The organism is Leifsonia sp. Root227 (assembly GCF_001428745.1).
GTDB lineage: Bacteria > Actinomycetota > Actinomycetes > Actinomycetales > Microbacteriaceae > Leifsonia.
In genome coordinates this window covers 1-13038 of sequence record NZ_LMIO01000005.1, presented here as the reverse complement: position 1 = coordinate 13038, position 13038 = coordinate 1, and the positions used below count along the sequence as shown (strand labels likewise).

The window sequence follows — 13038 nt, the reverse complement described above, 5'->3', positions numbered from 1 at the left end:
ACTGTGCGCCGCCTGCGTGTTCGCTCTGGGCGCGCCGGGCGTTCATCACGCCCGTGATCCGAAGTTCTGGATCAGCTGTAGACGGAGGGAGCGAGAATGCCGACGCCCCGCAGATTGCGGTACTTCTCCGCGTAGTCGAGGCCGTAGCCGACGACGAACTGGTTCGGGATCTCGAAACCGACGTACTTCACGTCGATCTCGACCCGCGCGGCCTCCGGCTTGCGCAGCAGGGTGCAGATCTCGATGGACTCAGGGCCGCGCGAGCGCAGGTTGGCCAGCAGCCAGGACAGCGTGAGGCCGGAGTCGATGATGTCCTCGACGATCAGCACGGTCTTGCCGTCCAGGTCGGTGTCCAGGTCTTTCAGGATGCGCACGACGCCGCTCGACGCCGTTCCGCTTCCGTACGAGCTCACGGCCATCCAGTCCATCGTGACCGGGATCTTCAGCTCGCGGGCCAGGTCGGCCATGACCATGACCGCGCCCTTCAGCACGCCGATCAGGAGGACGTCCTTGCCTGCGTAGTCGCGCTCGATCTCGCGGCAGAGCTCCGCGATGCGGGAGCGGATCTGCTCCTCGGTGATGAGAATCTCGGTCAGGTCGTCGTGAACGTCCGTGAGTTCCATGAGGGAGGTGCTGTCCTTAAGAGTTGGGGGAAAACATGAGCAGCCCGTTCTGCCTGACAACTCTAACGCCTGGCAGGCTGAGCGGACCCTGGCCGTGCCAGTCGGTGATCAGCTCGGCGACGGCCAGCGTGTGCGCGCGGCTGAGCGACATCCCGAACTCGGCGGAGACGACCAGGCGGATGATCCTCTGGCGAAGCGCGGCAGGGTCGGCGGCGAGTCCGCGGACGTCGAGCGCGACGGCGCCGTCGTCTGTCTGGGTGACGAGTTCCAGCGCCCAGTCGAGGGCGAGGCCGTCGAGCGCCTCGTCGTCCTCGCGCAGCTGCTCTGCGGTGCGGGCCAGCGCCTCCGCGATGCCGGGGCCGAGCTCGCGCTCCAGCACCGGCAGTACGGCCGTGCGCACGCGCACCCGCGCGTATGCGGGGTCGTCGTTGTGCGGGTCGTCCCACGGCGTGATGCCGCTGTCGGCGCAGAAGGCGTGCGTCGTCTTCCTGCGCAGCCCGAGGAACGGGCGCATCAGAGTGCCGGTGTCCTCCGCCATGCCCTGCAGACTGGTCGGGCCCGAGCCCCTCGCCAGCCCGAGCAGGACCGTCTCCGCCTGGTCGTCCAGGGTGTGCGCCAGCAGGATGCGCTGGGCTCCCGTCGCTGCACGGACGCGATCGAAGGCGGCGTGGCGGGCCTGGCGGGCCGCGGCCTCCGGGCCGGAACTCCCGGCATCCACTGTCACCCTCTCGACGATGACCGGGTCGAGGCCGAGCGCCGTCGCCTGCCCGGCGGCGCGGGCGGCGACGGCGGCCGAGCCATCCTGCAGCCCGTGGTCGACGATCACCGCTCCGGCACGGAAGCCGGCGCGCGGAGCCTCGAACGCGGTCGCCGCTGCGAGCGCCAGCGAGTCCGCTCCGCCGCTCAGGCCGACGAGCAGCAGCGCATCCTGTGCCAGTGGATGCGGTCGAGCCGGCCCGTGGTCGTCGTGCGCATCCGGGGCCTCCAGAGCGGCCGCCGCAGCGATGGCGGTGCGCACGGCACGGCGCGCATCCGCGATCGGAGGGGTGAGGCGGGGGCGGCGTTCGGCGTCTGGAGAACCGTTGAGGTGCATCCAGTAACGTTATTGCAGACTTTTCGACACAAGGAGAGAACACTATGGCCGAATACGATGCCGTCATCGAGATCCCCAAGGGGAGCCGCAACAAGTACGAGGTGGACCACAAGACCGGGCGGGTGTACCTCGACCGCGTGCTGTTCACGGGCTTCGTCTACCCGACCGACTACGGGTTCTTCGAGAACACGCTCGGCCTCGACGGCGACCCCGTCGACGTGCTGGTGCTGCTCGAGTACCCGGTGTTCCCCGGGGTCGGCGTGAAGGTTCGTCCCGTCGGCGTGCTCAACATGAGCGACGAGGCCGGCAGCGACGCCAAGGTGATCGCGGTGCCGCACAAGGACCCGCGCTGGGCGCACATCCAGGACGTGAACGACATCCCGGAGGCCACCCGCAAGGAGATCCAGCACTTCTTCGAGCACTACAAGGACCTGGAGCCCGGCAAGTGGGTCAAGGTCGAGGCCTGGGGCGACGCCGCAGAGGCCAACGAGATCATCGAGGCCGGCTTCAAGAAACTCGCCGAAGAGGGCCACTAGCCTCCACGCGATCGAGTCCGGACTTGTTCACGCTTCGCTTCGGCGATTCGCGTGAACAAGTCCGGACTCGACTGTTTAAGAACGGGTCAGGCGCTGGGGCGGGCCACCTGGTACCACGGGGAACCCCAGACGGACTGGACTTTGACCACGTCGCCCTCGGTGGGTGCCGCGATCATCATGCCGCCGCCGATGTAGATGCCGACGTGGTAGAAGTCGCCTGGAGCGTCGCCCCAGAAGATGAGGTCGCCCGCCTGCTTCTGGTTGTATGAGACGAGCTGACCGCGGTTGGCCGCCGTGTAGTACTGGTTGTTGACCGAGTGGCTGCCGATGTAGACGCCGGCGTAGCCGTAGGCCTTCATGGTCAGACCGGAGCAGTCGTAGCCGACGGGGCCCTCTCCGCCGAAGATGTACGGCTTGCCGAGCTGGGCGCGCGCGTACGCGATCGCGGTGTCGACCACGTTGCCGTTCGGCGGGGCGACAGGGCCGCCGCCTCCTCCGCCACCGCTCGGCGCCGTGCCTCCGCCACCACCGGAGCTGCCGCTGCCGCCTGCGTTCTGCGCGGCCTCCTCCTGGCGGCGACGCTCGGCCTCGGCCGCGGCAGCAGCGGCAGCCGCTGCCGCCTGCGCCGCGCGGACCTGCTCGCCCTGGAGGTACGCCGCCTCGGTCTGGGTCGACGTGTTCTTCAGCGTCGCGAGCTGGGCGACCAGCTCGGTGGACTTGCTCTGCTGGGTGGCGAGGGCGGCCTGGGCCTGGCTCTGCGCATCCTGAGCCGCCTTCAGGGCGTCGTCCGCCTTGCTCGCGAGCGACTGGCGCTCGGTCTTGGCGACCTTCGCCTGCGCTGTCAGCGACTCGGCGTTGTTCTTGTCCTTCGTCGCCTGGTCGTAGACGTCCTTCGACTGGGCGGTGAGCTTGCTCATCGTGCCGAGCTGGTACAGCAGCTTGTCGGCCGCAGAGCCGGAGCCACCGCCCTTCAGCATCAGGTCGACGGAGAGATCTCCGCCTCCTCCCGACTTCGCAAGGTGCGAGGCGAGGAGGCCCGCGCGCATCTGCGACGTCTTGGCCTTCTCCGCTGCCGCCGACGCCTGCTTCTGCAGGTCGGCTTCCTTCTTGGTGGCGGTGTCCAGCGCGTCCTTCGCCTGGAAGTACGCTTCCGCCGCCTTCTCCGAGGCGACGCGGGCCGCATCCACGGTGGACTGCAGGCCGGAGATCAGCTGGGTGATGTTGTCGATCATCGCCTGCTGGTTCTGGACGTTCGCCTTCGCCTGCTGCACGTCGTTCCACGACGGGTAGTCGTCGGCGAACGCCGGGGGCGTGATGACGCCGATGGATGCTGTCACCACACCCATCACGCCCGCGCCGATCATGACGCCGGGGCGAACCCGTGGCCTTTCGTTCTGGCTAGCCAAGTGGTGCCTGCCTTTCCCTCATGAACGGGATCCCGTCGATCTTCACACCGTTGATGCGCACCTCATAGTGCAGGTGGCATCCGGTGGATGCGCCGGTCGTTCCGACGCGCGCGATCGGCTGGCCGGCGCTGACCGACTGGCCGATGCCGACGAGGATCCCTCCGTTGCGGATGTGCGCATAACCGGTCTGCACACCGCTTCCGTGGTTGATCAGGACGAAGTTCCCGTACGAGCCGTTGGGGCCCGCGTACTCGACGACGCCAGGGTATGCGGCGTAGATCGGCGAGTTGCACCCCGCCCCGATGTCGATGCCCTGGTGATATGTGCTGCCGACGCCGCCCGGCGACGGACGCGAGCCGAAGCCGTCAGTGATCGGGCCCGCCGCGGGGACAGCCCAGCCCTGCGGGCCGACGTAGCCGCCTGGCAGCCCGCCGGAGCCCTGGGCTGCCGCCGCCGCAGCCGCCGCGGCGACACCGGCCTCGTAGCCGCTGACCGTCTTGGTGACCGTGTCGCGCAGTGCAGCGAGCTGGGCCTGCATCACGACGATCTGCTTCTGCTGCTCTGCGAGCTTGTCCTGCGCCGCCTTCGCCGCCTCGGCCGCCGCCTTGAGCGCCGCCTCCGCCGCGATCCGCAGCTTCTCGCGCTCGGCCTTCGCGACCACGGCCTGCGCTGCGAGCGCCTTGGCCGTGTTCTGAGCCGTCTTGGCGTCGGTGTACACCTGGTTCGACTGCTCGACCAGCTTGGACATGCTGCCGAGGTCGGAGAGCAGCTTGTCCGGGCTGGTGCTGGATGCGCCATTGCCGCTCAGGAAGAGGTTGGCCGTGAGGTTGCGCCCTCCCGTGCGATAGAGCTGAGCAGCGAGCTTGCCCGCCTGCACGCTGGCGTCGTCTGCCTTCTTCTGGCTCTCGTCCGCCTGCTTCTGGATCAGCTCGGCTTCGATGTTGGCCTTGTCGAACGCGGCCTCCGCTGCCTGCAGCTCCTCGCCGCGCTTGACGGCCTCGGCCTGGGTCGCAGCGACCTCGCCCTTGAGCTGGCTGATGAGCCCGTTGATCTTGTCGACCTGAGCCGCGGCGGCGCCGGCGTTCGCCTTGGCGTTCTGCACGTCCTGCCAGCTCGGATACTGATCCGCGTACGCGGGAGCGGCGACCGCTCCGACCGCGAAGACGGTGGCGACCCCGACCACGGCGACGAGTGCACGCATCCTGAGCTTGAGCACGCCTGCACGCCCGGCGGCGGGGGCTCGTCGGGAGGTGGGGGAGACCGGTTCAGTACGCTTCATCGTTTCCTCGAACCCGTTCGCTCGTGCTCGCTTGAGTCACATGAGTCACACGGGTCCCGTTGTCAACGTGTGCAACTTTAGCAACATGGCCGCTCGGAGCCCAGGGTCGGTGGGCCGGAGAGGTAGTGAAGCTGCGGTGACGACGGGGGCGGCGCGCGACTGCACGGACAGCCCGGGCGGCCGTCGACAGCGAATGTAACCCGCGATCGAGAGCAAATCGTGACCATTCGCTGGCCCGTCGAGAGTTGAGCATTTGTGTCGTTTTCGCGGGCGTAAAACCGTGCTCGTGCATCCCGAATCGTGGGACCCGCCCGGGATGCACCCAGGATTCGCTTTTGCCACGGGGTTTCCGTATGCTTGTTCGTCGGTGGTCATCGGAAAGTGAAAGCGATCCGAGACATTCCGGCCCCATCGTTTAGCGGCCTAGGACACCGCCCTTTCACGGCGGCAGCACGGGTTCGAATCCCGTTGGGGTCACTGTCCGTTGAAGGTAACGGCGTCCTATATAATTGAATAGCTTCACTTTGAGGCCCTGTAGCGCAGTTGGTTAGCGTGCCGCCCTGTCACGGCGGAGGTCGCGGGTTCAAGTCCCGTCAGGGTCGCCACGACGAGAAGCCCTTCCACATCGGAAGGGCTTCCGTCTAGAGGCGGCGAATGTCACCTCGAGAGGCTCTGTAGCTCAGTTGGTAGAGCGTTCGACTGAAAATCGAAAGGTCACCGGATCGATGCCGGTCGGAGCCACCACACCACTCCCCTACTCCTGACAAGGATGTAGGGGTTTCGTGTTTCTGACCCCGCGACACCGAGTACGCGTCGCGAGAGACGAACCCGGCCAGCGCCGCAATTCGCTGACCCGGGAATCCGGCAGGTTGGAGGGGATCTGCCAGAACGCGGGTGTCCACGCAACGCGTGCCACCCACAACGACGAAATCGCCCCGACCTCGCGTGCGCGAGACCGGGGCGTTTTTTGGTTGGAGTATTCGGGAGTCGCGGCCCGAGCCAGGGTTAGGCATTTCGGCGTACGGCATCGGAACTCCCCTTCCGCCCCGAAGAGACTTCTCTCCGGGGCGGAAGTTGTCCGCCGGGGTGCCGAAGTGGCATAGCTAGGCGAACTTGGCTAGTTCGGATGCCTTAGCGCTCCGCTGGGCGGCGCTTCCGCTTGGCAAGCGCGAGAATGACGCCCGCGCCAAGCAGCATTCCGACGCCGCCAAGAGTTGCTCCAACGTCGAGTCCGGTCGTCGCGAGGCTGGCCTCCGCCGGCGCGGGCGCGGGCGCAGGCGCAGGCGACGTCGCAGCCGCCGGAACCGCAACCAACGACACGTCAGCCGTGTTCGTTCCCGCAACACCATTCACCGTGAACGTCACCGTCGCAACACCCGCAGCAACCCCCGACAACGRTGCACTATACGTGCCGTCRCCGTTATCCGTCACCGCACCCAACTCACCCAGGCTCGTGCCCATCGTGACCGTGTCACCACCAACACCGACCGGATCACCATTCAGATCACGAACCGTCACCGTCACCGTCGACGCCGTCGAACCATCCGCCGGAATCGACGACGGCGAAACACCAATCGTCGACGTCGCAGCCGCCGGAACCGCAACCACGTTCAACGACAGTGCCGGGCCACAATTGGCCGCCGAGCCAGTGACGCACGGGGTGGCGTCGATGTTGATGGACGTCGCGGACAGAACCTGCGCCGTGACAGTGCCGACTCGATCCGCCTGCGCGCGCAGAACGATTGTCTTGGTGCTCCCCGACGGGAGATCTCCAACCGCCCAACTGCCCGTGCTTGCGTCATATCCGGCCTGGTCGGCATCGAGGAAGGTCATCCCGGCGGGGATCGGGAACGAAAGGTCGACGTTGCTGGTGTCAGCAGGACCGTCGTTACGCACACTCACGGTGTAGCTGACCTGGTCTCCAAGCGCTGCTTGTGTCGTAGAGGCTGACGCATCGACTGCCAAATCCGAGAACGGGGGATTCACTGCGTCCGTGTAAGCGTTGAGATAGCTGACAGAGAACGTCTCACCGGGAGCGACATCTCGCTTCCACGCCAATGCGCCACCGTTGTCAACCCGCTCAGTCATGCACGCACCTGGGACGCACGTGTTGGCCATTGCCGAGTCTGTGATGAATGTTGTGCCTCTGACGGCCGCAGCGATCGGCTGGATGAGTCCCGCAACGGCAACCGCGCCAGGGGTCGCCGCAAGGAGTGTGATCACATCGCCACCCGCCTGCTGGGTGTGACACTCAACGGCCCTTCCGGGGACAACGTTGCTGTATCCGAGATCGTCTCCGGCGAGGTAGCAGTCGCCATAGCCAGCGAGTTCAACTGTCCGCGCCTGGGCGCCGACGTTCGTCGTTGAAATATCGGTACGGACATAGTTCGACCCGGTGACGTAGCTGAGGCGAGTTGTCAATGGCATACTTCCGGACGTATCGACCGTTTGAATCCAGAATGGATCCACTGCCGACCCCGAACCGCCGAATGTTTGTGTCCCGGTCGCGACGTCAGGAAAGACACTCTCGGCTGGGTTCGTCGCGGTGAGCGTTGCGTAAGCACCACGTTCCGACTCAAGGCCCCAGAACGTCTGACCGAACTCCGTCGAGTAGATCTGAAACGTGCCCCGGTCGGTGAGCGACACTCGGTAGATCGGGCTTCCGGGCGTCTCGATAGCGCCGGCTTCGACGGTTTCCCCTACCGCCTGAGCGGCCGGGGATACGCTGACGGCGGTCGCCAGGCCTATCAGTGCGGCGGTCGCAAACGCGAACGGTTTGCTGTGGCGACCGCTTCGCGCGGAGCGGGAACGATGGTGCATGGCTGCTTCCTTCAATACGTTAGGGATCGGGCGGGGAGCCGCCCGGATCAGAGACACGTCGATTAGAAAGAGTCGGCCTGGACAGGTCGATAACGAAGTTCTCAGGAAATAGACGCGGGCGCTGCGGGCACAGCTCGCATTCTCAGCCGGGCCCCGAGGGCCATCCACTCTTCCGTCGCGCAGACGCAATCCATCGAACAGAGCGGTCTCTGGCTGCTCAGCGACCCCGGCCTTGTCGAAATCGGACGCGCGGCGGGGTCGCGTGGTCCGAACCCGGTGGGCTAACAGCTGTGCTGCTTCTTTGTGCACGTCAAGGATTTGGTGCGCCTGCCGAATCTATGGAAAGGAACGGGGTGACGCGTTACAACTCCGCTTCCTCCGGCTCTTTCTTTTAGAGGACGCGTCGACTTCGGGTTTGGCGGCGCCCCTCGCCTGGTCGGGCTGTTGACTTCGGGTAGTCACTCCAGTGCCCGGCCAGGCACCTTCTTTCATCGGCCAGCGACTCGCTCGCGACGTGACGGGACCCCACGGAGCCGAGTAGGGGTGGTCCGCGCGTTCGGCGACAATCGCATCCGAAACGGACGCTGCGCCCGCTCAGCTCACCTGGTCTTCTCCAAGGAGCTTCCAGGTGGCGATCTGTGTCCGTGAGTGCAAGCTGAGCTTGACGAGGATCCGCTGGACGTGCCCTTGGACGGTTCGTATCGAGATCGAGAGGGATCTCGCTATTTCCCGATCGCTGAGGCCCTCGACGAGGAGCTCCACAATTTCCGATTCGCGTGCGGTCAGTATCGACGTTCTCGCGGAACTCGCGGTGCGTGACGGAGGCGCTTCACCGAGGGCATTGTTCAGAGCCTCGTCAAGCGTCAAGCGTGCCCCCGCAGCGAACTGCATCTCATAGCCCACACGACCAAGGGATTGGATGGCCCCTTGTTCGTAGGTCTGTGAATCGTGGAAGTACGTCGGAGACCATGTCGGCTTAGCCCCAGAAAAACGCCACGCTGGCTGAGCCGCACCCATCAAAAACGCGCATCGATCCGGGTTCCCGACTAGGAGTTCCACCCCTGCAAGCGACTGGATGGCGTGAGCTATTGCAACTGAGCTTCGAAGGTGTCGCTGGCCCTTCAGGGCCCTTGTCAGTAGATCGCGCGCGAGGTCGGGTTCGGCACGCCGGCAGGCGGCTGCGCCACCGTGCAGCAGAAGCGCGTTTGACTCGTACTGCTCACCTGAGCGTTCAGCTGCCTGGAGAAATTCGTCCCGGAGAGTCTCGGCTTCATCGGTGCGGCCAAGGCGCTCGAGCGCCTGCACCAGCCAGACCGAAGTACCCACGCGCGCTACGGCGACAGGGTCGCCGTCCTGCACTTTGAGAGCGCGTTGAAGTAATGTGACCGACTCGGTAGCGTCCGCTGTCAGTAGGGCGCATGCGGTGTCGACGTAGGATGCAAGGAGAGGCTCCCCCAGCGCCTCCGCGTCCTTTCGAATGCGTTGCAGCTCACCGAGCGCATATGTGCGATCGCCGTGTAAGCCGACGATGGTCGAGTGGAGAATACGTGCCATAGTTCGGCTCGGCGTTCGATCGCTGTTGACCATCAAGGCGCGCTCCAACCAATCGCGGAGCTCGTCGATTCGTCCATCCGCTTGCCACGCGATCCGCCATCCGACGCAGAGCAAATCGAACATCTTTTCAGGATTCGCTCTATCGGTGAGTCCGAATTCGGCGGCAACCCGGATGTTCGGAAGCTCGTGTCGGAAGTATGCCAGCCACTGCGACTGGCGAGGACCCAGCCAGTCGAACTCAGCGGCTCGAAGGCGGCTGAGGTACCAGTCGCGATGCGCTAGCTGGGCGCGGTGCCCTTCTTCGGAAGTAAGACGCTCTTGCCCAAACTCCCGAACTGCGGCGAGCATCGTGTACCAGACCGTGTCGCCTCGCCGGACACGTCTGATTATCGACTTCTCGAAGAGAATTTGCAGCATATCGAGCGCCGTTCTGCTCTCGTCTCCGAGGTTTGAGAGGACTGCCTTTCCTGCGCCCAGGTCCCAGGGTGCCCCGAATACGCTCAACACCCGCCAGGCGAGTTGCTCTCTCCTATCGCAAAGGTCGTAACTCCATTGGATCGCTGCCCGCAGCGTATTGTGACGCGCATGTGTGGTCCGGCCACCTCGAGTCACGACCTGAAGAGAGTGCGACAGTTCCTCGAGGATCTGATCAACAGCGAGGATTGAGGCTCGCGCTGCGGTCAGCTCTATCGCGAGGGGCAGGCCTTCGAGTCGCTCACAGATTTGCGCGATTATTGCAAGCTGGGTCGACGCAACCTGCGTTTCAATGAACGGTGCAGCTCGTTCGATGAACAGCTGCACCGCACTCGACGGCTCCGTCGTGTCCACATCGTCGAGGAAGGTGGGCAGCGGCTCGACAAGCTGAAGCGACTCGCCTGGAACGCGAAGGGCCTCCCGGCTGGTTGCCAGCAGCGAGATCGTCGGGCAAGCGTGGAGTATGGACGTAGCGAGTTCTGCTGCGACCTCTACAAGGTGTTCGCAATTGTCAAGAACGATGAGCATTTCTCGATCACGGAGGTACTCCAGGAGCGCCTGATCGGTGTCCGCAGAGACAACGTGCACTCCGACTGCGCTCGTCACCGTGTCCAACAGCTGTCTGCCCGTTCTTGCTCCTAGCAGATCGACGAATACGACACCGTCGCTGAAGCTGCGCTCTACCCGGCGCGCGAGGCGGATGGCGATGCGGGTCTTCCCCACCCCTGCTGGTCCGACCAAAGTGAGCAGACCGCCGCTTGAAAGTCGTCTGCGCGATTCGGCTACGTCGCCCCTCCGGCCGATGAGGCTCGTGACTTCCGCCGGGAGCGCACCGGCTCCCGGCGCCGGCGCTTGTTCCAGCATCGTGCCTCCAGATTGCTTGCCCAGCGATATCGCGGAGCAATCGCAGATTACTACTGCCTCGGGTCTTGAGGACAAGACTTTCCAGGCAACCTTTTGAGTGGTTCCGGTTCAGGAGCCGAGTCGCCGGGGCACCTGGCCCTTCTCCATGTTTCGGCCATTCCCCTGGTCGCGTTCATGCCGTGTTTTCGTCGATGGAGTTCGAGCCTTGCCACATGCACGGGCGTCTTCTGGGCCGGCGAGCGTCTGCGTCAGACGCTGGTCGTCTTCCAGCGTTAAGGGGTTCGCGTGATCAATTCTGACTTTCTGTGTCGGTACCTTTTGGCACATATCCCAGCGATGCTTTTTGCAGAATGGAGCGCACCTTGCAGGAGATCCATTCCGTGGTTGCAGCCCTCCACGTGCTCGTGTTGGAGGTGTTGCTGACGGCGACCCTGGCGCTCTTCGCGGCTGGGTGGATATTGCACACCGCACGGCACGCTGCGAATTCCGGCGACGGCGCTCAATCGGCTCAACCTCCAAATGCTCCGTCACGCGCGGACCAACCTGTCGAGACTCGCGAAACCTGCGTCATCACCCAACCGATCCGAGCTCCTGAACGCCAAACAGAGAAGGTGTGACTCCGTGGCGTCTTCGGCATGCCCCCGATCCCTCGCTTCCGTAACTACACCTAGTCGCTCGCCGCGGCATGCCAAGCCCGCCGCAGCCCCTGCCTGGCACGGTAGGTCAGCATCGCTGCCGCCGCGGGCGTAATGTCGAGCTTCCCGGCGATCTCCGTCGCCCCCATTCCCTCAACCTCGCTATACCAGAGGACGGTGCGCCAGCGATCCGGCAGCGTGGCGAAGGCCTTACGAACCGTGAGCTTGTCGACAGTATCCATAAGTTCGCTAGCTTGAAATTGATCAAGATGTTCAGGTTCTGCCATGGGGAAATGCCCACGCTGACGCCCCCATGAGGCGACGACGCTCCGTACTGTGGTTACGAGGTATGCGCGGAACGCATGCTGGGGACCTCCACCGTTTCTAATCGCGCTCAGCGCCCTGGCGAAGGCCTCGGCAGCAACATCCTCAGGTTCGAAAGATGAGCTCGCTGTTCTCGCGACTCTCAGCGCCGCTCCGATGTGCCGCTCCCACAGGGTCGCCAGCGCCGCATCATCCCCATCGTGCAACATCCGCAACAGATCCGAATCGCTGGCAACGGCGAGTTCCCCGAGAACCACCTTTCGTCCCCCGGGGGAATCACGCCTGCCCGCGCCCGGTACCCGTCCGGCGACATTCCCGCCCACATCTTGCATGCATTCAGCTTTGAAGAAGCGCAATTTGAGCGAATGCGTAGTATTGCTTGTCTTCCTACCCGTTTTGCGCGCATCGCGGGATCGATCGTCACAAATGCCGGCTATGCCTGCCCTAGACAGCTCCGTCTCATCGCGCTCGGGTTGGTCCAGGAGGACCCCCCATGCGCCATAGCGATCAGCACGTGAGGGTCGCCGTCGGACGACCCCCTGATCACGTGCACCTCTGATGTTCTTGCTTCGAGGTCACCGGAGACGAACCGACGATGCTCCCGGGACCGACTTCGGTCCCGCTCGCATCCGGTATCGCGTTCGCGTATTCGTCGAAGACAACGGCGACCAGGTCAACGTCGCGGCATCGTCAGCAAGTCGTGTGGTCGCATCGCCGGGGCTCTCGAACCTCGGTATGCGCGAACTCACCGCGCCGGGAACGAAGCGGACGGAGGCCGAGATTGGACTCAGTACAGTTCCTTGCAGGCTGCGGATGCACACGCCAGTGGCGGATGTCGTGGCGAGGCGCAGACAGGAACCGGTCCCCGTGCATTGCTGCGCGGGGACCGGTTCTCTGCTGTTTGGGTATTTCGACGATGGTTAGTGCAGCTGAGTGTGCTCCTCATCTTCACTGCGACGCTTCCGCCGTCCGAACAGGAGCATCATGAGCGCCCCCAGTGCGAGAACACCAAATGCTCCACCAAACGCCCATCCGCTGAGGTCCGAGCCGGTGTGGGCCAGGGATCCGTCGTTCGGTGCGGTCGAGCTGCCTTCGCTGTTGGCCGTGCCACTGCTCGCTGTCGCCGCATTAGCTCCGTCCGTAGCACCCTCGGCGTTCGCGTTACTGGCCGAACCATTCGATGCTGCCGACGCCTGATCCGACGCTGCCGCGTTTGCGTCTGTGGACGCATTAGCGGATGCCGTGGCGTTGGCTGCAATAGCGGCCGCAGCGTTCGCATTAGCCGTGGCCGCAGCCGAAGCCGMAGCCTGCGCRKYMGACGAGTTATCCGCATYCGCCGCAGCCTGAGCCGACACGTTCGAGGCAGCGTTCGCCGCCGACGACACATCAGCAGACGCATCCGTGGACGCRTCCGCGTTCGCTGCCGCCTG

The 13038-nt window shown here is 64.8% G+C and carries 8 protein-coding genes and 3 tRNA genes; 4 read left to right on the top strand and 7 right to left on the bottom strand.

The features are described from left to right. Positions 1-71: 71 nt before the first annotated feature. Both hpt and tilS read right to left on the bottom strand, forming a co-directional pair. Entirely contained in the window at positions 72-623 is a 552-nt protein-coding gene (hpt, locus tag ASE16_RS18955) for a hypoxanthine phosphoribosyltransferase (RefSeq protein WP_055899140.1), read from the bottom strand. A 16-nt stretch (positions 624-639) separates the two neighbouring features. Continuing rightward, positions 640-1716 (bottom strand): tRNA lysidine(34) synthetase TilS, encoded by a 1077-nt coding sequence (gene tilS / locus ASE16_RS18950; protein ID WP_055899137.1) that lies wholly within the window; start codon positions 1714-1716, stop codon positions 640-642. 11 nt (positions 1717-1727) lie between these two features. Here tilS and ppa point away from each other — a divergent pair, with 11 nt between their 5' ends. Then, on the top strand, positions 1728-2252 hold the full coding sequence (gene ppa, locus ASE16_RS18945) for an inorganic diphosphatase (protein ID WP_268765836.1): 525 nt from the start codon (positions 1728-1730) through the stop codon (positions 2250-2252). 86 nt (positions 2253-2338) lie between these two features. Here the strand turns inward: ppa and ASE16_RS18940 are convergent, their stop codons facing one another. Then, a complete protein-coding gene (locus ASE16_RS18940; protein ID WP_414843043.1) occupies positions 2339-3616 on the bottom strand; it encodes an NlpC/P60 family protein in 1278 nt (425 codons plus the stop codon). A gap of 34 nt (positions 3617-3650) precedes the next feature. Beyond that, positions 3651-4937: a M23 family metallopeptidase gene (locus ASE16_RS18935; protein ID WP_055899129.1), complete on the bottom strand. Its 1287-nt coding sequence runs from the start codon at positions 4935-4937 to the stop codon at positions 3651-3653. Positions 4938-5341: 404 nt separating this feature from the next. Between ASE16_RS18935 and ASE16_RS18930 the strand changes: the two genes are divergently transcribed. The 3 genes from ASE16_RS18930 to ASE16_RS18920 all read left to right on the top strand — a co-directional run bounded on the left by ASE16_RS18930 (position 5342) and on the right by ASE16_RS18920 (position 5681). Beyond that, positions 5342-5414: transfer RNA gene (locus ASE16_RS18930), tRNA-Glu, on the top strand. Positions 5415-5465: 51 nt separating this feature from the next. Beyond that, positions 5466-5542 (top strand) — tRNA-Asp (locus ASE16_RS18925). Between the two features lie 63 nt (positions 5543-5605). Beyond that, a tRNA-Phe gene (locus tag ASE16_RS18920) sits at positions 5606-5681 on the top strand. Positions 5682-6068: 387 nt separating this feature from the next. Here the strand turns inward: ASE16_RS18920 and ASE16_RS18915 are convergent. The 3 genes from ASE16_RS18915 to ASE16_RS19540 all read right to left on the bottom strand — a co-directional run bounded on the left by ASE16_RS18915 (position 6069) and on the right by ASE16_RS19540 (position 11817). Further along, the gene (locus ASE16_RS18915) at positions 6069-7772 is read right to left on the bottom strand and encodes an invasin domain 3-containing protein (protein ID WP_157480493.1); all 1704 of its coding nucleotides are present in this window, start codon (positions 7770-7772) and stop codon (positions 6069-6071) included. Between the two features lie 579 nt (positions 7773-8351). Further along, the gene (locus ASE16_RS18910) at positions 8352-10649 is read right to left on the bottom strand and encodes an ATP-binding protein (protein ID WP_082581611.1); all 2298 of its coding nucleotides are present in this window, start codon (positions 10647-10649) and stop codon (positions 8352-8354) included. Between the two features lie 667 nt (positions 10650-11316). Further along, positions 11317-11817, bottom strand: coding sequence for an RNA polymerase sigma factor (locus tag ASE16_RS19540; protein WP_235500672.1), 501 nt, complete (start codon positions 11815-11817; stop codon positions 11317-11319). Positions 11818-13038: the final 1221 nt, after the last annotated feature.

Bases quoted from the DNA above. Each gene is read 5' to 3' on its own strand.
- ASE16_RS18940 (WP_414843043.1), bottom strand. From the start codon at position 3,616: ATGATCGGCGCGGGCGTGATGGGTGTGGTGACAGCATCCATCGGCGTC.
- hpt (WP_055899140.1), bottom strand. From the start codon at position 623: ATGGAACTCACGGACGTTCACGACGACCTGACCGAGATTCTCATCACC.
- tilS (WP_055899137.1), bottom strand. From the start codon at position 1,716: ATGCACCTCAACGGTTCTCCAGACGCCGAACGCCGCCCCCGCCTCACC.
- ASE16_RS18935 (WP_055899129.1), bottom strand. From the start codon at position 4,937: ATGAAGCGTACTGAACCGGTCTCCCCCACCTCCCGACGAGCCCCCGCC.
- ASE16_RS18910 (WP_082581611.1), bottom strand. From the start codon at position 10,649: ATGCTGGAACAAGCGCCGGCGCCGGGAGCCGGTGCGCTCCCGGCGGAA.
- ASE16_RS19540 (WP_235500672.1), bottom strand. From the start codon at position 11,817: ATGTTGCACGATGGGGATGATGCGGCGCTGGCGACCCTGTGGGAGCGG.